The following is a 19235-nucleotide window of genomic DNA, read 5'->3' as shown; positions in this document are numbered from 1 at the left end:
GCATGGTCCCGGCGCCGGGCTCGGAGTAGGCGACGGTGCCCTCGGCGAGGCCGGAGTCGACGTACCCGCCGTTGGTGACCAGGAAGCCGGCCTCCTCCAGCGCCCAGGCGCGGGCGGGCCGGGGCCGCCGCTCCGGCGGGAGCGCCGCCAGCAGCAGCCCGAGGCTGGCCGGCGTCATGGCCGCGGCGCCGACCGCCTGGACGACCCGGAAGCCGATCAGCGTCTCCACGTCGCCGGCGACGGCGCAGGCCGCGCTGGCCGCCGTGAAGACGACCAGGCCGCCGAGGAAGACCCGGCGGGCGCCGTACCGGTCCCCCGCCCGGCCGAACGGCACCAGCAGGGCGGCGAAGACGACGGCGTACGCCGTCAGCACCCAGCTCAGCCGGGCGAGCGTGGTCGACCCGCCCCCGAGGTCGCGGGCGATGTCGTCGAACGCGACGTTGACGATGAAGAGGTCGGCGCCGGCGAGGAAGGCGGCGCCGACGGTGACCGCGGCGGCGATCCCCTGGCTTTGTTTTGTCATAGCCAGCACGCTACCTGACTATGGATGCTCCGAGCCAGGGGTAATCTCTCCCCATGACCACGATCGTGCTGGGCGGGCGCCTCGCCGCCCGCGGCGACGAGCCGCTCGGCGACCACTGCCCCCTCGGCCGCGCGATCGGCCTGTTCGGCAACCGGGTGTCGCTGCTGCTGGTCCGCGAGGTCGCCTACGGGACCCACCGCTTCGACGCGCTCGCCAAGCGCGCCGGGATCACCGAGGCCGTCGCCGCCACCCGGCTCAAGGAGCTGGTCGCGGCCGGCGTGCTGACCAAGGTCCCCTACCGCGAGCCCGGGCAGCGGGAGCGGCACGAGTACGTGCTCACCGACGCCGGCCGCGAGCTGGTGCCGATCCTGATGGCGCTGGTCGCCTGGGGCGAGCGGCACACCCCCGGCGGCGGCCCGGCGGTCGCGCACGACGGCTGCGGGGCCGACGTGGCCGTCGCCCTGACCTGCGCGGCCGGCCACGACCTCGACGACGAGGCGCTCCGGGTCACCGGCTGAGCACGTCCGGCGCCCCGCGACCTCGGCGCGGCGGCGCCCGGCCGGGAGCCGCCGCGCCGACGCTTCTCGGCGCCCCCGACAGGATTCGAACCTGTGACCCGCGGATTAGAAGGCCGCTGCTCTATCCAGCTGAGCTACGGAGGCCTCGGGCCGGAGCCCGCGGCCAGTATGCCCCAGGGAGCGCTCCGGTCCGGCGCCGGGCGCACCGGTCAGATCCGACGCCCGCCTGCCGAAGTACCCGCGGGGGTGCACGTCGCGCCCCGGCGACGGGAGGACGATCGATGCAGCGACCGCAGGCGGGTACCACGGGCGGGCGGCCGGGAGCGGCGCCACGGCGCGTCGCGGGCCTGCTGATCCTGATGCTGATGGCGGCCGTCGTCGAGACCGTCGGCCTGGCAGCACCGGCCTCCGCCGCCCTGCCGACCGGCGTCCTGAAGGGTCACGTCGGCTTCTACACCAGCAGCCCCGAGATCGTCTGCGAGCCCTGGGACTTCACCTGCGTCCCCGGCTCGTGGGGCACCCCCGGCGACCCGGTCGCGGGCGTGACCGTCCAGGCCGTGGCCCTCGCCACTCCCGGCGAGGTCGTCGGCAGCGCCACCACCGACGCCGATGGCGACTACTCGATGCAGGTCCCGGTCGCCGTCACCTACGACGGCGAGTACTACTACGACGAGTTCTACCTGCGCTACTCGGCAGCGGCGATCGACGACGGCTGGTACGTCTCCAACGTCGACGCGGTCTCCTCCCGGCGGGCCGACGCCACGACGATCGGCCTCGGCCAGGGCTCGAGCAGCGAGGTCATCGCGCTGGTCCACCCCCACGGCACCACGCAGGCGATCCCCGGCGACGTCAGCGGCACGGTCGTCACCTCCGACGACGACCCGGTCGAGGGCGCCGACGTCACCGTGTGGCGCAAGGCGCTCGGCGGCGGCTGGGAGAGCGCGGCCAGCGGCACCACCGGCGCCGACGGCGCCTACAGCATCGGCTTCGACGAGGTCGACCCCGACTCGACGTACACGGTCTCGGCGACCACGCGCGACGTCACCGTCCATGCGGGCGACGCCGAGGCCCTCGACGACGCGGTCGGGGTGACCCTGACCGGACCTCACACCTTCCCGACCCTCACCTTCGACGTCGCCGCCATCACCGACACCCTCGCGGGCACCGTCACCGACGCGCCCGCGGGCACCACGGTGGAGGCGCTGGCCTGGGACGAGGACGCCTCCGCGTGGACGTCGGCCGATCCGGCGCTGACGACCACCACCGACGACGACGGCCGCTGGGCCTTCCGGTCCCTCCCCGACGGCATCTACACGCTGCGCTACGCCGACGCGATCTACGGCAACGGCCTGCTGACGCCGCCGGGTCTGGTCGGCTCCACCACCTACGTGGTCGCCGACAACGACCGGTACGTCGTCCCGACGTTCGCCCTGCCAAGGATCGGCAGCATCACCGGCACCGTGGACCCGGCCGACGCGCTCGTCACGCTGTACCGGTGGACCGGGTCCGCCTGGGTCCAGCAGGAGACCACCACCGCCGAGTCCGGTGCGTACTCGCTGACCGCGCTCTCCGGCACCTACACCCTGAAGCTGGGCGCCGAGGGCCACGGGACCGCCTACCTCGGCGGCGGCGACGGCCTCCCCGCCAACGGGAAGGCGTCCGCGGCCTCCCTGACCGTGGACTCGACGACCCCGGTCGTCGTCCCCGCGGTCACGCTGGCCGCCACCCCCACGTCCGACTTCGGCACCGTCGCCGGGCAGGCGGCGCCGGCCTGCGCGGACCGGACCCCGATCACGGATCCCGACGGCGCCACGGTCGACCTGCCGTTCCCGCTGAGCGTCGGCGGCACGCCGTACAGCTCGGCGTACGTCGCCACGCACGGCTACGTGAGCCTTGGCGCCGACGGCGGCATGTCCGGCGCCTCCGTCACGGCCCCCACCCTGGCACCGTTCGCGACCTCGGCCGGCTGGCCCGCGGGCGGCACCGTCAGCTGGGGCACCGACGAGCACACCCTCTGCGTCGTGTGGGAGGCCCAGCCGGACCCCTACGAGACGACCCCCGGCACCACCACCTTCCAGCTGCTGCTGACCTCGGTGGACGGCGCGCCGGGCCGCCAGGCCGGGGACGCCGACGTGACGTTCAACTACGACCGCGTGGCGTGGGACAGCGATCTCCTCATGGTCGGCATGGCCCTCAACCCGGCGGCGACGAGCGAGGGCTCGGCCATCGGCTGGACCCAGCTGACCGCCCCGGTCGGGGTCACCGACACCGGCCAGCGGCCGCTGGTGGCGGGGTCGCTGGACTCGACGACGCCCGGCCGGTACAACCTCTCGATCCGCAACCCCGCCCCGGCGACCACCGGGACGCTGCTCGTCTCCGGCCCCAACCGCTCCCTTTTCCGGTCCCAGCGGCTGACCGTGGTCGCCTGCCCGGCGGAGACCACGCGGAAGTGCGTCACCGCGACCCACGTCGCCGTCACCTCACCGCAGACGGCGATCACCGGCCTCACCCCGGGCGACTACACGGTGACCTGGCAGACCAGCGCCGGCGTGGACAGTGCCCTCGGGTTGTCGCCGACCCCGGGAGCCGACCAGTCGTCCGACCGCCGCTACCTCCCGGACCCGGTCACCGCGACCGTCGTCGCCGGGCAGGAGACCGGCGTCTACCTCGGCACCCGGGTGGCCGACCCCGTCCCGGCCGACGTTCAGCTGACCACCATCGGCATCAGCAACTCCGGTGCTCCCGCGGTCCAGATGGGCCAGGCCTTCAGCTGGACGGCACCGTGCACCGGCGCCACGGTGACCTACACGTTCACCAGCGACTTCGACGGCCAGGTCTCCACCGGGACCATGACCGAGACGACGCCGGGGAAGCTCCAGGGGACGATCCCCATGCTGCACGGCTCCGTGCGGGTCTCCTTCACCACCACCTGCCCCGGCGAGGAGCCCACGACCTCGGCGTTCGACGTCTACATCGACCCCTCCGGCACGGTGGTGGACCAGTACGGCCGCCCGGTGGGCGACGCGACGGTGGTCCTGCTCCGGTCGGACACGATGCACGGCATGTACGCGCCCGTCCCGGACGGGTCCACCGTGATGTCGCCGTCGAACCGGGTCAACCCGTGGACCACCCCGGCCGACGGCGGGTTCCACTGGGACGTCATCGCGGGCTGGTACCTCGTCGAGGCCTCGAAGGACGGGTGCACCAGCGGGTCGACCGACCCGATGCAGGTGCCGGTCGAGCGCACCGAGATCGTGCTCAAGCTGACCTGCTCGTCCGCCGCCGGCGGCGCGCCGGTCGCGCCGGAGGTGAGCGGCACCGCCGAGGTCGGCGGCACGCTCACCGCGGCCGCTCACGCGCCGGAGGGGTTCACCCCCACCTACCGGTGGCTGCGGAACGGCGCTGCGATCACCGGGGCGACCGGGGCGACCTACCGGCTGACCAAGGCCGACGCGGGCCGGCGGATCACCGCCGCGGTGACCTACCAGCGTCCCGACGCGCCGATCGAGGCCGGGAGCGACACCCTCGTCTCGTTCGAGCCACTCACCGCCACCTCGGCGGAGACGGCCGTCGCGGCGCTGAAGAAGGCGACCCTGCGCGCGCGGGCCGTCGGTCGCGCGGGCATCGCCCGGGTGAGCGTCCGGCTCTCCCTGGAGGACAAGCCGACCACGCGGGTGTCCGGCAAGGTCACGGTCACGGTCTCCGGCGCCAAGGCCGTCACGGCGAAGGTCCGGCGCGGCCGCGCCACGGTCACGGTGCGGAACCTGGAGCGCGGCAGGCACAAGGTCACCGTCCGGTACGCCGGCAGCCCGACCCACCGCGCGGCGACCAAGCGGCTGACGGTCCGGGTCCGCTGACCAGCGCGCCGCGCGGGCGGGACCATCGCCCCTCCCGCGCGGCGCACGCCGGGGTTGTACTGGGGACGTGGACGACGTGGTCGTCGCGATCACCAGCTCCCGGCGGCGCCGGCTCCTGTGGGGCGGGTGGGTCGTCTTCGCCCTCCTGCTGCTGCCGGCAGCGGAGGGCGCCTGGTACCTGCTGGCGGTGGTCGCCGCGGCCGCGCTGGTGGCGCTGCTCCCGGGCGCGCTCGAGCGACGGCCCCGACGACCCGACCGCGCCGACCTGGTCGCGATCGGCGCGCTCTACGTCGGGGTGGTGGCCCTGGAGCGCGTCGCGTTCGTCGGCTTCACCACCGACCACGTCGCGGGGCTGTTCCTCTGCTTCGCCGCCGCCCTGCTGCTGGGCGTCGTCGGACCGGTCGTCTACACGGTGCTGGTGCGCGGCCGGCCCTTCGCCGACCTCGGCCTGCGCCGCGACAACCTGCGCGTCGCGCTCGGCTTCGCGCTCGTCTTCGCCGGCGTCCAGTACATGCTGACGCTGCGCGGCTACGACCTGCCCGCAGCCGGCGACTGGGTGCCGCTGCTGGTGATGTCGCTCGTCGTCGGCGTCTTCGAGTCGGTCTTCTTCCGCGGCTTCGTCCAGACCCGGCTGACCGCGCAGTACGGCCAGCCGGCCGGCGTGCTCGGGGCGGCGGCCCTCTACGGGCTCTACCACGTCGGCTACGGCATGGAGGGCGTCGAGCTGCTCTTCCTGACCGGCCTCGGCGTCGTGTACGCCGTCGCGTTCGCCGTCGCGCGCAACCTGGTCGTCCTCTGGCCGCTGCTCACCCCGCTGGGCTCGTTCTACGCCAACCTGGAGGCCGGCGACATCGACCTGCCCTGGGCCTCGATCGCGGGCTTCGCCGACGTGCTGCTGCTGATGCTGGTCGCGCTCTGGGTCACCGCGCGCCTGCAGCGCCGCCGAGCGGAGCGGTCGCGTCAGCGATCTCCCGGTGGATCCGGGCCCTGACGTCGTCGGGCGCGAACGAGGCGTCGACCGCGGCGCGCGCCAGGTCCGCGATCCCCGCCGCGTCGAGGTCGAGCAGGTCGGCGGCGATCTCGTACTCGCGGTTGAGCGTGGTACCGAACATCGGCGGGTCGTCGGAGTTGATGCTGACCGGGACGCCCGCCTCGACGAAGGTGCGCAGCGGGTGCTCCGCCAGCGACGGCACGGCGCGGGTGGCGACGTTCGAGGACGGGCAGACCTCCAGCGGGATCCCGTGCTCGGCCAGGTGGGCCAGCAGCGCCGGGTCCTGCGCCGCCGAGGTGCCGTGGCCTATCCGCTCGGCGCCGAGGTCGCGCAGCGCGTGCCAGACGGTCTCGGGGCCGGTGGTCTCCCCCGCGTGCGGCACCGAGCGCAGGCCGGCGGCGCGGGCGGCGTCGAAGACCGGCTTGAACTGCGGCCGCGGCACCCCGATCTCCGGGCCGCCGAGGCCGAACCCGACGAGCGCGTCGGGGGCGTGGTCGAGGGCGAACCCCAGCGTCGCGTCGGCGGCCGGCAGGCCCGCCTCGCCGGGGATGTCGTAGATCCAGCGCAGCACGATCCCCAGGTCGCGCTCGGCCGCGACGCGGGCGTCCTCGATCGCCTCGGTGTAGGCCTCGATCGGCATCCCGCGGTCGGCCACGTGCGGCAGCACCGACGTGTACGGGGTGCAGGTGAGCTCGGCGTACCGGACGCCCTGGGGGCCGGCGAGCTCGCGCGCGATCTCGTAGGTGAGGAAGCGGATGTCCTCCGGCGTACGGATCAGGTCGACCACCGCGAGGTAGACCTCGATGAAGTGGGCGAAGTCGCGGAACTCGAAGAACCGGCGCAGCTCGTCGGGGTCGCTGGGCACGATCCCGGGGTGGCGGTCCGCGAGCTCGGCGACCATGGCCGGCGAGGCCGAGCCGACGTGGTGGACGTGCAGCTCGGCCTTCGGCAGCGCGGCGACGAACGCGGAGCGCTCAGCGGGTGTCATGGCACCCGATGATGTCACCCCCGCGGACCCGCGAGGGCCGTCACTGGAGCGCGGCGACCAGGTTGTCGGCCAGCTCGTCGACGGTGCGGCCGTCGGTGAACTGCTCGCCGTCGAGGATGACCGTGGGGGTGCCGCTGACGCCGGCGTCGCGGGCCTCCTGGGTGGCCTCGGTGACCCAGTCCTCCATCGCCAGGTCCTCGATGCCCGGGCGCACGTCGGCCTCGTCGGCGCCGGCCTCCACGGCCAGGTCGACCAGGTCGTCGTCGGTCATCGCGTCGGGGTTCTGCTCCGAGGGCTGGTTCTCGAAGAGCAGGTCGTGGAACTGCTTCGCGACGTCGGAGCCGGACTCGTCGAGGACCACGGCGAAGGCATTGGTGGCCCGGATCGGGTAGTCCCCGAACGAGCCGCTGAGCAGGTCGAAGGGCCGGTACTCGACCTGGACGTTGCCCGCGGCGGCGAGCTCGGTGAGGTCGTCGCGCGTCCGCTTCTCCAGCTCGCCGCAGTACGGGCAGAGGAAGTCCTCGTAGATGACCAGGTCGTGCGGCGCGTCGTCGGGCCCGATGGTCACGCCGTAGCTGCTGGCCGCGCTGCCGGCCGCGGCCAGCTTCTCGTCCTTCTTGCTCTGCTCGTTGAGCGTGATCGCGAGGATGCCGCCGATGATCACCAGCATCGCCAGCACGACGCCGCCGATGGTGAGCATCCGGCGCCGCTGCTCGCGGCGCTGCTGCTCGGCGCGCGCGGCGGCGGCCTTCTGGGTACGGGCGGCCTTCTTGGAGTTGCTGCTTGCCATCGGGCGTGGGTGTCCTTCGTCGATCAGGAGGCGGTGGCCGGGTGGTCGTCCGGCGCACTGGTCGGGTCGGCGTCGTCGTGCTCGTCGTACTCGTCGTCGTGCTCGTCGTGCTCGCGGTCGGGGAACAGGAGCGTGTCCAGGGCGAGCGGCGTCCGGCGCAGGTAGACCACCAGCAGGGAGGCGGCCAGCAGCGCGGCGTCGCGGGCGATCTCCCACGGGTACGCCGACGCGGCACCCTCCTTCGCACCGCCGCCGCCGAAGCAGCCGCAGTCGATCTCGATGCCGCGCGCCCACACCGAGGCGATGCCGACGATGAACGCCGCGAACAGCAGCGCGCTCAGCACGGCGGCGCCGCGGGCGAAGACGCCGAGGATCAGGGCCAGCCCGACCGCGATCTCGAGCGCGGGCAGCACCAGGCCGACCGCCTCGGCGGTGTTGCCGGGCAGCAGCTCGTAGGCGCGCACCGCGGCGATGCTGGCGTCGGGGGTGGTCACCTTGAGGGCACCGGCCACCACCCACACCGTGCCGGTCACCAGGCGTGCGAGCAGGCCGAGCCACGCCCAGATCCGTCCCCGTTCCACGGGCGGAAGGGTAGTCCCTCGCCCTGAACGTCCGCTGAGAGTCACGAGGTCGGGGGCACGGCGTAGGGTGCTGAGCCGTGAACGAACGACTGGTCTGGATCGACTGCGAGATGACGGGGCTCGACCTCGGCAGTGACGCCCTCATCGAGGTGGCGGCGCTGGTGACCGACTTCGACCTCAACGTGCTGGGGGACGGCGTTGACATCGTGATCAAGCCGCCCGCGGAGGCGCTGGACCAGATGATCGAGTTCGTGCGCAACATGCACGCCAGCTCCGGCCTGCTCGACGAGCTCGCCGACGGCGTGACGCTGCAGGAGGCCGAGGAGCAGGTGATGGCCTACCTGCGCGAGCACTGCCCGGCCGACAGCCGGCCGCCGCTGGCCGGCAACTCGGTGGCCACCGACCGTGGGTTCCTGGCCCGCGACATGACCACGCTCGACGAGTTCCTGCACTACCGGATCGTCGACGTCTCCTCGATCAAGGAGCTGTCGAAGCGCTGGTACCCGAAGGCGTACTTCAACGCGCCGACCAAGCGGGGCAACCACCGCGCGCTGGCCGACATCCAGGAGAGCATCGAGGAGCTGCGGTACTACCGGGAGGTGGCCTTCGTGCCCCAGCCCGGCCCCGACTCGGACGCCGCGAAGGCGGCCGCCGAGCGGCACGGCGGCTCCATCACCGGCCTCACCGGCAGCGCGTCGCAGAAGTAGCCGGGCGGCGGTCCGGGCGGCTGCCCGAGCGGCATCCCGGGCATCCGCGGGCGCGGGTCTCCCCGATTCAACGAACCGGGGGGCCAACGTCTACACTCGTGCACGCCCGTTCGGCAGGACGGGACATGGTGGGTGTAGCTCAGCTGGTAGAGCGCTGCGTTGTGGTCGCAGATGTCGCGGGTTCAAGTCCCGTCACTCACCCCAGGCGATCGAGCCCCGGCCTTCTTCAGGCCGGGGCTCGATGCATTGTGTGGGTCGTGTGCCTGAGAACCCCGGATACCGGGGTCTGGGGCACACGACCCCCACGCGGCGCGAGGCCGGGTCAGCCCTCCAGCCAGAGCCGAGCGGCGACCAACTCGACCACAAGCGTCTCGGTGAGCAGCCGGACGTCGTCGTCGGTGTCGTGCGGGTAGCGCAGCGTGGACGTCGCCGCGTCGCCGGTCCCGTCGGCCGCGCCGAGCTCACCGCCGACGCTGACCACGGTCGTCCCGCGCGGCACGGTCCACTCCAGGATGCCGTCGTCCCAGGCGGAGCCGGCGAAGGAGAGCAGCCGGTAGTCGGTGTTCTTGGTCAGGTAGACGTCGACGTGCGCCCAGTCGCCGGACTCGCAGCCGATCGCGCCGCGCCGCGGCCCCTCGCGGAGCATCAGCGCGGACTGCTGGGCCGAGCCGAGGCGCCGGGCCGGCGCGGCGAGGCTGCAGCCGGTCGGGCCGTCGAGCAGCCGGGCCACCTCGGGGCGCCAGTCGTCCTCGGTGGCGAGCAGGTGCTCGGTGGCCTCGACCGTCCGGTCCAGCGTGGCGAGCAGGGCGTCCAGGGTCTCCCCCGTCAGGTGCGCCTCGAGCGCCAGCAGCAGCGCGAGCGTGTGCTGGTAGGAGCGGCACGCCACGCCGCCCTCCTCTGCGCCCGCCTCCATCAGCACGGTGTGGTCGGCACCCGCCGTCACCGGCGAGCCGGCGACGTTGGTGAGCGCGACCAGCGTGCGCCCCGGGGCGAGCCGGGTCAGCGCGTCGAGCGTCTCCTTGGAGCCGCCGGACGCGGAGATCGCGACCACCAGGGTGCCCTCGCCCCACGCCGGCAGCAGGTCGCTGCTGGCCAACTCGGCGACGGCCGTGATCCCGCGGGCCCGCAGCCGCGCGGCGGCCACGCCGGCGGCGTACGTCGAGGAGCCCATGCCGAGCAGGACCACCCGCTCCGGGGCGCGGTCCCCGAGGAACGCCCACGGGTTGCCCTCGCGCAGCACGCCGGCGAGGGCGCGCAGCGCCTCGGGCTTGCGCTGCAGGTCGGCGAGGAACAGGTCGGGCTTCATCGGTTCTCCGTGTGGTCGAGCGCTGGGTCGTGCGGGGGTTCGTCGAGCAGGTCCACGATCGCCGCCTCCGGCACGTAGGACCAGCGGGGCAGATGGGTCGCGGCGTAGGTGAACTCCCGGCAGACCTGGCGCAGCCGGAACGGCTCGATCAGGGCCGGCTCGAGGAGCTCCGCCGCACCGAGGCCGTCGAGGCGCTCGGCGTAGGTGGTCAGGAAGGCGCTCACGAACGCGTCCGAGGCGGCGCGCACGTCCGCGACGGGGCGGTCGGGCTCGTGCTTGCGCAGCACGTAGGCGGCGTGGGTGATCGACTGCGCCATCCCGGCGACGTCGAGCGCGGCCGGCTGCGGCGTGGTCCGCTGCCCGGCGGGCACCACGGGGTTCCCGTCGAAGTCGGTGACGACGTAGGTGTCGCCGGCCCGCAGCACCTGGCCGACGTGCAGGTCGCCGTGGGCCAGGATCAGCGGGCTGCCGACCAGCCGGTCCGGGACGGCGAGGCGGCGGCGTACCTCCTCGGCGCGCGCCGCGAGCAGGTCGTGCGCGGGGCCGCTGGTCACCGCGAGCGCCTGGGTGAGGTCGGCGGTGGCGTCGGCCCCCCACGCGGCGACGTCGGCCGCGGTCGCGGCGCGGCCGGTGCCAGCGAGCGCGGCGTGCAGGTCGGCGACCAGCGCGCCGAGCCGGGCGCCGCTCTCCTCGACCACCGCGGTGGAGCCGGAGTCGACCGCGGCGCGGACGTCGTCGACGGCCCAGGTCCAGCCGTCGACCGCGTCCTTCAGCAGCGTGTCGACGGTGGCCAGCAGCCGCGGCGCCGCGTCGTCGGGGCCCTGCCACTCGATCAGGCCCCACGGGCGCGGGGTGCCCGCGAAGCCCCGGGCGGTCAGCGCGGCGAGCATCGGCGGGGCGGGGTGCGGGCCGGGCTCGGCGACCCGCATCCACTTCACCACCGCGCGCTCGCCGACGACGACCGACTCGTTGGTCTGGTCCACGCCGAACGAGCGCTCCCCGACGAGGGCGGCACCCTGCCAGGAGGTGACCCGGAACCGGCCCACCTGCCGCGACCCCTCGGCGAGCAGGGCGACCAGCGCGACCGCGGCGTGGTCGCCCGGCTCCGCGCGGCGCCCCTCGGCGGCGACCCACGGCACCGGCCGCGGGTCGCCGTGGGGGTCGCCGTCGGGGTCCGCCACCACCAGCAGGTCGAGACCGGCGACCAGCGGCAGCCGGTCGAGCACGACCACGTGCGGGCTCCCGACCGCCGTCACGCCCGGGAGGCGGCGTGCGCCAGCCCGACGCGCTCGATCACGTCGGCGCCGACCTTGAGGCCGTCGCGCTCGCGGATCGCGGCGCCGATCTGGTCCAGGCGCGCCCGCAGGTCGGTGTCGCCGAGCAGCTTCTCGATGGCGCCGTGCAGCTCCTCCGCCTCGAAGCCGTACGTCGACAGCCGGATGCCGAAGCCGACCTCGTCCATCCGCTGGGCGTTGTCGTACTGGTCCCAGAAGAGCGGCAGCAGCACCATCGGCTTGCCGAAGTGCAGCGCCTCGGTCGTGGTGTTGTTGCCGCCGTGGGTGATCACCAGGTCGACCTGCGGGATGACCTTGGTCTGCGGCAGCGTCTGCTCGCCGACCATGTTGTCGGCCAGCGTGATCTTGTCGGCCTGCGGGCCCTTGCTGACGATGAAGCGGTGCGGGCTGGTGGCGAGCGTGTCGACCAGGCGCTGCATCAGCTCCACGTCGGCGCCGCCCAGCGAGCCGAGCGAGAGGTAGATGAGGGCACTGCCCTCGGGCCGGTCGGCGACGGCGGCGGGGACGACGTACTCGTCGTCGGTGCGGCGCACGGAGGAGTCCATCCGGGTCCAGGAGCCGTCCAGCGGGCGGTCGGCGACGTAGTCGGCCTCCTCCGGGAAGACGTAGAGGTTGGCGGCGTTGTCGCGCGGCATGAACTCCAGGTCCGGCAGCGGGGCGGCGCCCTGCTCGACCACCCAGGCGTTGAACTGCTCCCACAGGTCGCGGTGGGTGCGCTCCAGCTCGGTGCGGAAGGGCGCCCACGACGCGGGGTCGGCCTGCGCCAGCCCGGACAGACCGGGGGCGATGCCCTCGCCGGGGACCTCCAGCGGGTTGCACGAGACGACCCGCACGAACGGCGCGCCGCTGGTGGTCAGCGCGGGGAAGATCACCACGTTGTCCTCGACGATGACGTCGGGCTGGGTCTCGGCGATGATCTTGCGCAGCTGCGGCTCGGCGTACTTCACGCCGTCGATCAGCGCCTCGTAGGTCGGCTTGACGAAGGACTCGAGCTGCTCGGCGGTGCTCTTGCGGAACTCCGGCGCGGTCTCGGCGATGAAGTCGGTCCAGAACTGGCCGGCGTCCTCGTCTCCCGCGTCCGGGTCGGGCTCGGCCAGGTCGACCAGGCGCTCGACGAAGCCGAACGGCGCGAGCTTGCCGGCCCACGACGACTCGGAGGCGAACACGACCCGGTGCCCGCGCTCGACGAGCAGGTTGCCCAGGCCGATGCACTGGTTGGTCGGCCCGTAGGCGGACTCGGGCAGGAAGAGGACGGTCAGCTGGGTCATGCGGGTCGTGCTCCTTGTCGGTTCTTCGGGTTCACGGAGGAGGTGCGGGGGTTTCAGGCGCGCTTGGGCGGCGCCGGGGTCGGCGGCGGGGACGGGTCGTCGAGCGGGTGGCCGGTCGCCATCCGGGCGTAGTCGAGGATCAGCTGGGTCGCCACGGCATGGTCGATCGCCGGGTGCCGGGCCACCATCCGGTAGCCGTAGGCGTCCTCGAGCGCGACGATGTTCCGGGCGACGGTCTGGGACGGCTGCCGCAGCGCGAAGACGCCGGAGGCCGCGCCGGACTCGAGGATCACCTGGTACATCGCGACCTGGCGGTCGTAGAGGGAGGTCAGCATCGCCGCGTAGACCGGGTAGCGGCCGGCGGCGCCGCCGAGCTCGCAGAAGAGCCGCACGGCCGAGTCCTCGGAGTCGCGGGGCAGGCCGGAGGCGATGGTCACCACCAGCTTGCGGTCGGGGCTGTCGGTCCCCTCGATCGCACGCATCCGCTCGTCGTAGAACCGCTCCATGCCGGCGCGGTTGGCCTCGACGAGCAGCGACTGGACGTCCGGGAAGTGGTAGAGCACCGCCCCGGAGGTGAGGCCGGCGGCCTGCGCGACGTCCTTGAGGCGCACGTCGGCGCCGTGCTCGGCGACGGCCCGCTGGGCGGCCGAGATCAGGTTCTCGCGCCGCTGCTTGCGGCCGACCGGTCGGCTGGTCGACATCGACACCTCCCTGTTCCCACGTGCTCGAGATTCCCGCCGGATGGCGTCCGGGGATCGCCCCGGCTGGTGCTCCGCAACCCTGCCACGAGCCGGCGATTCTTTGAATAGAGATTCAGAAAACTCGACGTTTCGCTGTGAAAACAGCGTGTTTCGGCTATTGATTTTCCCTGAACGCAAGTGCAAATCTCTGGAGACCAAACGGCAGCGGACCCGGCTCGGGGTGTCCGGAACAGCCGAAAGCACGACCAGTCCGACCCGTCGAGCCGAAAGCGACAGACACCGATGAAGAGCATCAACCGACGCCGTACCACCGCGTTCGCGGCCGCCTGCGGCGCCACCCTCGCGCTGACCCTGTCCGCGTGCGGGGGCGACACCGACACCGGGGCCGAGGAGCCCGCCGCCGTCGATACCGACGCCGACATCACCGGCCAGAAGATCGTCGTGTCCAACTGGGAGGGCTACATGCCCGAGGACATCGACGCCCTCTACAACGAGGCCACCGGCGCCGACGTCGAGATCACCTACCACGCCACCAACGAGGACGTGGTCGCCAAGGTGACCGGCTCCGGCGGCGACGGCCTCGACGTGATCTTCGCGTCCCAGCCGTTCCTGGAGGCCTTCGCCAAGGCCGGGCTGCTCCAGCCGCTCGACACCGACGCGATCTCCAACTGGGGCAACCTCGACGCCGACATCGCCGACCTGACCGAGGTCGACGGCCAGGCCTACTGGGCGCCGTACACCGTCGGCACCACCGGCATCTGCTACCGCGAGGACCTGGTCGACGAGGCCCCCGACAGCTGGTACGACCTGCTCACGCCCGAGGAGCAGTACCAGGGCAAGGTCACCATGATGGGCACCCAGCGCTGGGCCGTGCTGCCCGCGCAGAAGGCGCTCGGCTTCTCCGCCAACACCACCGACGAGGGTGAGATGGAGCAGGTCAAGGAGCTCATGCTCGACGCCAAGCCCAACCTCCTCGCCTACGACGACAGCACCTTCTACGAGCGCCTGATCAGCGGCGAGGCCGTGATGACCGAGGCCTGGGACGGCTGGTGCAACTACGGCACCGCCGAGAACGCCGACATCAAGTTCGTGGTGCCGAGCGAGGGCTCGGACCTGTGGGCCGACGGCATGGCGATCCTGAAGTCCTCCGAGCACCTCGAGGCCGGCTACGCCTTCATCGACACCATCCTCGACGCCGAGAACCACGCGTGGGTGGAGGAGAACATCCTCTACAACATCCCGAACTCGGCGGCCCGTGAGCTCGTCTCGCCCGAGCTGGTCGAGCAGTTCGACCTCCTCGGCGAGCGCCGCGAGGAGATGCTGACCGGCGAGAACATGACCGACGTCGGCGACGACGCGGACGCCCTCTACAACAAGATCATCACCGAGGTCTCGGCCTCCTGATGGTCTCCTCCCCCACGACCGTGCCCGGCCGCGCCCCCCAGCGCGGCCGGGCACGCGGGCGGCGCGGCCGGCTCGGTCGGCTGGTCGAGCCGACCGCGCTGCTCGCCCCCGGACTGATCTTCTACGCGGTCCTGGTGCTCGTCCCGGTGCTGCTCGTCGGCGCCTACATGTTCGCCACCCGCGGCCGCTTCGGCGGCGTCGAGTGGACGTTCACGCTGGACAACTTCGGCCGCCTGTTCGACCCGCTCTACCTCGACGTGCTCCAGCAGTCCGTGCTGATCGCGGCCGCCGCCACCGGACTGGCGCTGCTGATCGGCTACCCGACGGCGTACGCGATCTCGCGGCTGCCCGTGCGCTGGCGCACGGTGGCGCTGGTCCTGGTCGTGGTGCCGTTCTGGACCAACTTCCTGATCCGCACCTACGCCTGGATCGTGCTCCTCAACTCCCAGGGCCTGCTCAACGACGCCCTGGTCGGGACCGGCCTGATCGAGGAGCGGTTCACGCTGCTCTACACGCCCGGCGCCGTCGTCGTCGGCCTCACCTACGCCTACCTGCCGCTGATGATCCTGCCGATCTACGCCGCGGTGGAGAAGGTCGACCACGAGCTGGTCGAGGCCTCGGCCAACCTGGGCGCCAACCGGTTCCGCACGTTCCTCTCGGTGCAGCTGCCGCTCACGCTGCCCGGCACCATCACCGGCTGCATCCTGGTCTTCGTGCCCAGCCTCGGGAACTTCGTGATCCCCGAGCTGCTCGGCGGCGGCAAGACCGTGATGGTCGGCAACCTCGTCCGCGACCAGTTCCTCAAGACCCAGGACTGGCCCTTCGGCGCCGTGATCGCGATGGTCGTCGTGGTCCTGCTGCTGCTGCTCTTCGGCCTCCAGGCCTGGGTCACGCGCCGGGTGGAAGGAGCCCCCCGTGGCTGACACCGTGACTGACACCGCGTCCACGCGCAGGGCGACCACCCGCTACCGCCCCCGGACCGGCCTCGGCTGGCTCTGGCTGCCGCTGGCCCTGTGCGCGCTGTTCCTCTACATCCCCATCGCGGTCCTGGTCGGCATGTCGTTCAACGACGGCGGCTCGGCCTTCAGCTGGGACGGCTTCAGCTTCCGCTGGTACGCCGAGCTGGCCGGCGACGAGGTCCTGCGCCAGTCGGTGCTCACCTCGCTGATGATCGCCGCCGGCGCCACGGTGGTCGCCACCGTCCTCGGCACCCTGCTCGGCGTCGGGCTGGCCCGGCACACCCGTTCCAAGGCCCTGGAGACGGCGGCCATGGCGCCGGCGATCCTGCCGGACCTGGTGCTCGCGATCGGGCTGCTGGCGTTCTTCTTCGTCGCCGGCATCCCGAAGAGCGCGTTGACGATCCTGCTCGCCCACGCCGCGTTCGGCACCGCCTTCGTGGTCGCCGTCGTCCGCGCCCGGCTGACGGGCTCGGACGCCTCGCTGGAGGAGGCCTCCCGCGACCTCGGCGCCGGCGGGTTCACCACCTTCGTCCAGGTCACCCTGCCCTCGATCGCACCGGCCGTGGTCGCCGGCGCCCTGCTGGTCTTCACGCTCTCCCTCGACGAGTTCGTGATCGCCTACTTCACCGCGGGCCCGACCACCCACACCCTGCCGATCACCGTCTACTCGATGGTGCGCACCGGCGTCACCCCGGAGATCAACGCGCTCGCGACGGTGCTCGTCGCGATCAGCGTGGTCGTCGTGGTCGTCGCCGCCCGCGCCGTCCGCCGAACGGAGAAGTCATGACCTCCCCCACCCCCACCGGCGCCCCCGCCACCACCGCGAGCCCGGCCCGGGCGCCCCAGCGCCGCACGCTGCTCAGCGTCGACCGCGTCGGCCGCTCCTTCGGCGACGTCCGCGCGCTCGACGGGATCTCGCTGGACATCGCGGAGAACGAGTTCTTCGCGCTGCTCGGCCCCTCCGGCTGCGGCAAGACCACGCTGCTGCGCTCGATCGCCGGCTTCGAGACCCCCGACGAGGGCGAGATCCGCCTCGGCGACGACGACCTGCTCGCGATGCCGCCGCACCGCCGCCCCGTCAACCTGATGTTCCAGTCCTACGCGCTGTTCCCGCACATGTCGGTGGCGGCGAACATCGCCTACGGCCTCAAGCGCGAGGGGCTGCCCAAGGCCGAGATCGCCGACCGGGTCGACGAGGTGCTGGCCACCGTCGGGCTCTCCTCGCTCGCCAAGCGCCGCCCGGCGCAGCTCTCCGGCGGCCAGCGCCAGCGGGTCGCCCTGGCCCGCGCGATCGTCAAGCGCCCCCGGCTGCTGCTGCTCGACGAGCCGCTCTCCGCGCTCGACCGCAAGGTCCGCGCCGAGATGCAGCTCGAGCTCAAGCGGCTCCAGCACGAGGTCGGCATCACCTTCGTCGTCGTCACCCACGACCAGGACGAGGCGATGTCGATGGCCGACCGGATCGCGGTCCTCGCCGACGGCCGGGTGCAGCAGGTGGCGACCCCGGTCGAGCTCTACCGCAACCCCGCCAACCTCTTCGTCGCCGACTTCATCGGCAGCAGCAACCGGCTCGCCGGCACCGTCGACGCGGGCCACTTCGTCGCCCCCGGGATCGGCCGGCTGCCCTCCGACGGCACCTCCGACGTCGCCCCCGGCAGCGAGGCCCACCTGGTCGTCCGGCCCGAGGACCTGCGGATCGTCCCCCACGGCGCCGGCGTGCTCGACGGCAAGGTCTCCGAGGTCCAGTTCCAGGGCGGCGCCTCCACCGTCGCCATCGCCGTCCCCGGGCAGGAGCGGCCGTTCCTGGCCACCGTGCCCGGCGTGGCCGCCCAGACCCGCGGCAGCCACGTGGGCCTCACCTGGGACTCGGCCGTCGTCGTCACGGACGACCGCGCATGACCCAGGACACGAGCCGGCGCGCCAGCCAGGGCGCCGGTGATCTCGACGCGCTCGCCGCGGACGCCCTGGCCGACGCCTCGCCGCGGCCGGTCTGGTGGGACCTGCACGACCTCACCCCCGCCGGCGAGCCCCTGGCCGGCGACGCCGACGCCGACCTGGTCGTCGTGGGCGGCGGCCTCACCGGCCTGTGGGCCGCGATCCACGCCCTCGAGGCCGACCCCGGCCGCCGGGTGGTGCTGCTCGAGGCCTCCCACGTCGCCGTCGGCGCCTCCGGCCGCAACGGCGGCTTCGTCTCCGAGTCGCTGACCCACGGGCTCCCCCACGGCGTCGCCACCTGGCCCGACGAGCTGCCCGAGCTGATCCGGCTGGGCCGCGACAACGTCCGCGAGATCGCCGGGTTCCTCGACGCCGAGGGGATCGACGCCGACCTGCGGCTGTGCGGCAAGACCGCCGTGGCCACCCGGCCGCACGAGGTGGAGTCGCTGCGCCGCGCCCACGAGCTCAACGCGCGGTACGGCGAGGCGTCGACGTACCTGACCGCGGAGGAGGTGCGCGCGGACGTCGACTCCCCCACCTACCTGGCCGGCCTGCGGACCACGTCCGGCGGCCTGGTCGACCCCGCCGCGCTGGTGATCGGGCTGCGCGACGCCGCGCTGCGCCGCGGGCTGGTGCTGCACGAGGAGACCCCCGTGCTCGACGTGCGCCGCGACGGCGGCCGGCTCGCCTGCCGCACGCCGGCGGGCACCGTCCGCGCGAGCCAGGTGCTGCTGGCCACCAACGCGTTCCCGCCGCTGATGCGGCGGCTGCGCAGCTGGGTGCTGCCGGTCTGGGACCACGTGCTGGCCACCGAGCCGCTGAGCGCGGACCAGCTCGCCTCGATCGGCTGGGCCGACAACCAGGGGCTCACCGACGCCGGGAACCAGTTCCACTACTACCGGCGCACCCCCGACGACCGGATCCTGTGGGGCGGCTACGACGCCGTCTACTACTACGGCAACCGGACCGACGCCTCGCTGGAGCAGCGGGAGGCCTCGCACCGGCTGCTGGCCCGCCAGTTCTTCGAGACGTTCCCGCAGCTGGCCGACGTCCGGATGAGCCACCGCTGGGCGGGTGTCATCGACACCACCTCGCGGTTCACCCCGGCCTTCGGCACCGCGATGGGCGGCCGGCTCGCCTACGCGGTGGGCTACACCGGCCTCGGCGTCGCCTCCTCGCGGTTCGGCGCCCGGGTCGCCCTCGACCTGCTCGCCGGCGAGGAGACCGAGCGGACCGCGACGCGGATGGTCCGGCGCCGGCCGGTGCCGTTCCCCCCGGAGCCGGCCCGGTACGCCGCCGTCCAGGCCGCCCGCGCGGCGCTGGCGCGCGAGGACGAGACGGGGCGGCGCGGCCTGCTGCTGCGCACGATGGACCGCTTCGGCGTCGGCTTCAACAGCTGAGACCCGATGGCTGAG

17 protein-coding genes and 2 tRNA genes are annotated in these 19235 nt (G+C 73.3%); 10 read left to right on the top strand and 9 right to left on the bottom strand.

Annotated features, from left to right (window positions below):
• Window positions 1-523, bottom strand: a 523-nt coding sequence (locus ABLM29_RS09700; protein ID WP_349713891.1) for an MFS transporter, incomplete at its 3' end; no start/stop codon positions are given.
• 53 nt (window positions 524-576) lie between these two features.
• Between ABLM29_RS09700 and ABLM29_RS09695 the strand changes: the two genes are divergently transcribed.
• The gene (locus ABLM29_RS09695; RefSeq protein WP_349713890.1) at window positions 577-1041 is read left to right on the top strand and encodes a winged helix-turn-helix transcriptional regulator; all 465 of its coding nucleotides are present in this window, start codon (window positions 577-579) and stop codon (window positions 1039-1041) included.
• Between the two features lie 70 nt (window positions 1042-1111).
• On the opposite strand, the gene ABLM29_RS09690 is transcribed toward ABLM29_RS09695, so the two are convergent.
• A tRNA-Arg gene (locus ABLM29_RS09690) sits at window positions 1112-1185 on the bottom strand.
• 137 nt (window positions 1186-1322) lie between these two features.
• Between ABLM29_RS09690 and ABLM29_RS09685 the strand changes: the two genes are divergently transcribed.
• Together ABLM29_RS09685 and ABLM29_RS09680 are read left to right on the top strand one after the other, a co-directional pair.
• Window positions 1323-4898, top strand: coding sequence for an MSCRAMM family protein (locus ABLM29_RS09685; protein WP_349713889.1), 3576 nt, complete (start codon window positions 1323-1325; stop codon window positions 4896-4898).
• 67 nt (window positions 4899-4965) lie between these two features.
• Window positions 4966-5889, top strand: coding sequence for a CPBP family intramembrane glutamic endopeptidase (locus ABLM29_RS09680; protein ID WP_349713888.1), 924 nt, complete (start codon window positions 4966-4968; stop codon window positions 5887-5889).
• On the opposite strand, the gene ABLM29_RS09675 is transcribed toward ABLM29_RS09680, so the two are convergent.
• From ABLM29_RS09675 to ABLM29_RS09665, 3 genes are read right to left on the bottom strand one after another with little or no spacing between them, the layout of a single operon-like run.
• Window positions 5819-6877 (bottom strand): adenosine deaminase, encoded by a 1059-nt coding sequence (locus ABLM29_RS09675; RefSeq protein ID WP_349713887.1) that lies wholly within the window; start codon window positions 6875-6877, stop codon window positions 5819-5821. The genes ABLM29_RS09680 and ABLM29_RS09675 overlap by 71 nt on opposite strands.
• Window positions 6878-6917: 40 nt before the next feature.
• Window positions 6918-7667 (bottom strand): DsbA family protein, encoded by a 750-nt coding sequence (locus ABLM29_RS09670; RefSeq protein WP_349713886.1) that lies wholly within the window; start codon window positions 7665-7667, stop codon window positions 6918-6920.
• Window positions 7668-7690: 23 nt separating this feature from the next.
• Window positions 7691-8248 carry a MauE/DoxX family redox-associated membrane protein gene (locus ABLM29_RS09665; RefSeq protein WP_349713885.1) on the bottom strand — a complete coding sequence of 186 codons (558 nt, stop codon included), beginning with the start codon at window positions 8246-8248 and terminating at the stop codon, window positions 7691-7693.
• A 77-nt stretch (window positions 8249-8325) separates the two neighbouring features.
• On the opposite strand from ABLM29_RS09665, the gene orn reads away from it, so the two are divergent.
• Complete coding sequence (orn, locus tag ABLM29_RS09660) at window positions 8326-8955, top strand: oligoribonuclease (RefSeq protein WP_349713884.1); 630 nt, start codon at window positions 8326-8328, stop codon at window positions 8953-8955.
• A gap of 128 nt (window positions 8956-9083) precedes the next feature.
• Window positions 9084-9159: transfer RNA gene (locus ABLM29_RS09655), tRNA-His, on the top strand.
• Between the two features lie 118 nt (window positions 9160-9277).
• On the opposite strand, the gene ABLM29_RS09650 is transcribed toward ABLM29_RS09655, so the two are convergent.
• Genes ABLM29_RS09650 through ABLM29_RS09635 form a run of 4 tightly spaced genes read right to left on the bottom strand, consistent with a single transcriptional unit; the run spans window position 9278 to window position 13525 of the window.
• The gene (locus ABLM29_RS09650) at window positions 9278-10261 is read right to left on the bottom strand and encodes an SIS domain-containing protein (RefSeq protein WP_349713883.1); all 984 of its coding nucleotides are present in this window, start codon (window positions 10259-10261) and stop codon (window positions 9278-9280) included.
• The gene (locus ABLM29_RS09645) at window positions 10258-11517 is read right to left on the bottom strand and encodes a hypothetical protein (RefSeq protein WP_349713882.1); all 1260 of its coding nucleotides are present in this window, start codon (window positions 11515-11517) and stop codon (window positions 10258-10260) included. Before ABLM29_RS09645 ends, ABLM29_RS09650 begins: the two co-directional genes overlap by 4 nt.
• On the bottom strand, window positions 11514-12824 hold the full coding sequence (locus ABLM29_RS09640) for a glycosyltransferase (protein ID WP_349713881.1): 1311 nt from the start codon (window positions 12822-12824) through the stop codon (window positions 11514-11516). The genes ABLM29_RS09645 and ABLM29_RS09640 overlap by 4 nt, the downstream gene beginning before the upstream one ends.
• Window positions 12825-12877: 53 nt before the next feature.
• Window positions 12878-13525: a TetR/AcrR family transcriptional regulator gene (locus ABLM29_RS09635; RefSeq protein WP_349713880.1), complete on the bottom strand. Its 648-nt coding sequence runs from the start codon at window positions 13523-13525 to the stop codon at window positions 12878-12880.
• Window positions 13526-13807: 282 nt separating this feature from the next.
• Here ABLM29_RS09635 and ABLM29_RS09630 point away from each other — a divergent pair, with 282 nt between their 5' ends.
• From ABLM29_RS09630 to ABLM29_RS09610, 5 genes are read left to right on the top strand one after another with little or no spacing between them, the layout of a single operon-like run.
• Entirely contained in the window at window positions 13808-14929 is a 1122-nt protein-coding gene (locus ABLM29_RS09630) for an ABC transporter substrate-binding protein (protein ID WP_349713879.1), read from the top strand.
• The gene (locus ABLM29_RS09625) at window positions 14929-15852 is read left to right on the top strand and encodes an ABC transporter permease (protein ID WP_349713878.1); all 924 of its coding nucleotides are present in this window, start codon (window positions 14929-14931) and stop codon (window positions 15850-15852) included. Before ABLM29_RS09630 ends, ABLM29_RS09625 begins: the two co-directional genes overlap by 1 nt.
• Window positions 15845-16675: an ABC transporter permease gene (locus ABLM29_RS09620; protein ID WP_349713877.1), complete on the top strand. Its 831-nt coding sequence runs from the start codon at window positions 15845-15847 to the stop codon at window positions 16673-16675. The genes ABLM29_RS09625 and ABLM29_RS09620 overlap by 8 nt, the downstream gene beginning before the upstream one ends.
• Entirely contained in the window at window positions 16672-17784 is a 1113-nt protein-coding gene (locus ABLM29_RS09615; protein ID WP_349713876.1) for an ABC transporter ATP-binding protein, read from the top strand. Before ABLM29_RS09620 ends, ABLM29_RS09615 begins: the two co-directional genes overlap by 4 nt.
• Window positions 17781-19220: an NAD(P)/FAD-dependent oxidoreductase gene (locus ABLM29_RS09610; protein WP_349713875.1), complete on the top strand. Its 1440-nt coding sequence runs from the start codon at window positions 17781-17783 to the stop codon at window positions 19218-19220. The genes ABLM29_RS09615 and ABLM29_RS09610 overlap by 4 nt, the downstream gene beginning before the upstream one ends.
• Window positions 19221-19235 lie beyond the last annotated feature (15 nt).

The sequence above is a fragment of the Nocardioides sp. YIM 152588 genome (assembly GCF_040191335.1).
Taxonomy (GTDB): Bacteria; Actinomycetota; Actinomycetes; order Propionibacteriales; family Nocardioidaceae; genus Nocardioides.
This window is presented reverse-complemented; position numbering and strand designations above follow the sequence as displayed.

What these genes read in the sequence shown, in the direction of transcription:
- ABLM29_RS09695 (WP_349713890.1), top strand. Translation starts at nt 577, where the DNA reads ATGACCACGATCGTGCTGGGCGGGCGCCTCGCCGCCCGCGGCGACGAG.
- ABLM29_RS09685 (WP_349713889.1), top strand. Translation starts at nt 1,323, where the DNA reads ATGCAGCGACCGCAGGCGGGTACCACGGGCGGGCGGCCGGGAGCGGCG.
- ABLM29_RS09675 (WP_349713887.1), bottom strand. Translation starts at nt 6,877, where the DNA reads ATGACACCCGCTGAGCGCTCCGCGTTCGTCGCCGCGCTGCCGAAGGCC.
- ABLM29_RS09670 (WP_349713886.1), bottom strand. Translation starts at nt 7,667, where the DNA reads ATGGCAAGCAGCAACTCCAAGAAGGCCGCCCGTACCCAGAAGGCCGCC.
- ABLM29_RS09650 (WP_349713883.1), bottom strand. Translation starts at nt 10,261, where the DNA reads ATGAAGCCCGACCTGTTCCTCGCCGACCTGCAGCGCAAGCCCGAGGCG.
- ABLM29_RS09640 (WP_349713881.1), bottom strand. Translation starts at nt 12,824, where the DNA reads ATGACCCAGCTGACCGTCCTCTTCCTGCCCGAGTCCGCCTACGGGCCG.
- ABLM29_RS09635 (WP_349713880.1), bottom strand. Translation starts at nt 13,525, where the DNA reads ATGTCGACCAGCCGACCGGTCGGCCGCAAGCAGCGGCGCGAGAACCTG.
- ABLM29_RS09630 (WP_349713879.1), top strand. Translation starts at nt 13,808, where the DNA reads ATGAAGAGCATCAACCGACGCCGTACCACCGCGTTCGCGGCCGCCTGC.
- ABLM29_RS09625 (WP_349713878.1), top strand. Translation starts at nt 14,929, where the DNA reads ATGGTCTCCTCCCCCACGACCGTGCCCGGCCGCGCCCCCCAGCGCGGC.
- ABLM29_RS09615 (WP_349713876.1), top strand. Translation starts at nt 16,672, where the DNA reads ATGACCTCCCCCACCCCCACCGGCGCCCCCGCCACCACCGCGAGCCCG.
- ABLM29_RS09610 (WP_349713875.1), top strand. Translation starts at nt 17,781, where the DNA reads ATGACCCAGGACACGAGCCGGCGCGCCAGCCAGGGCGCCGGTGATCTC.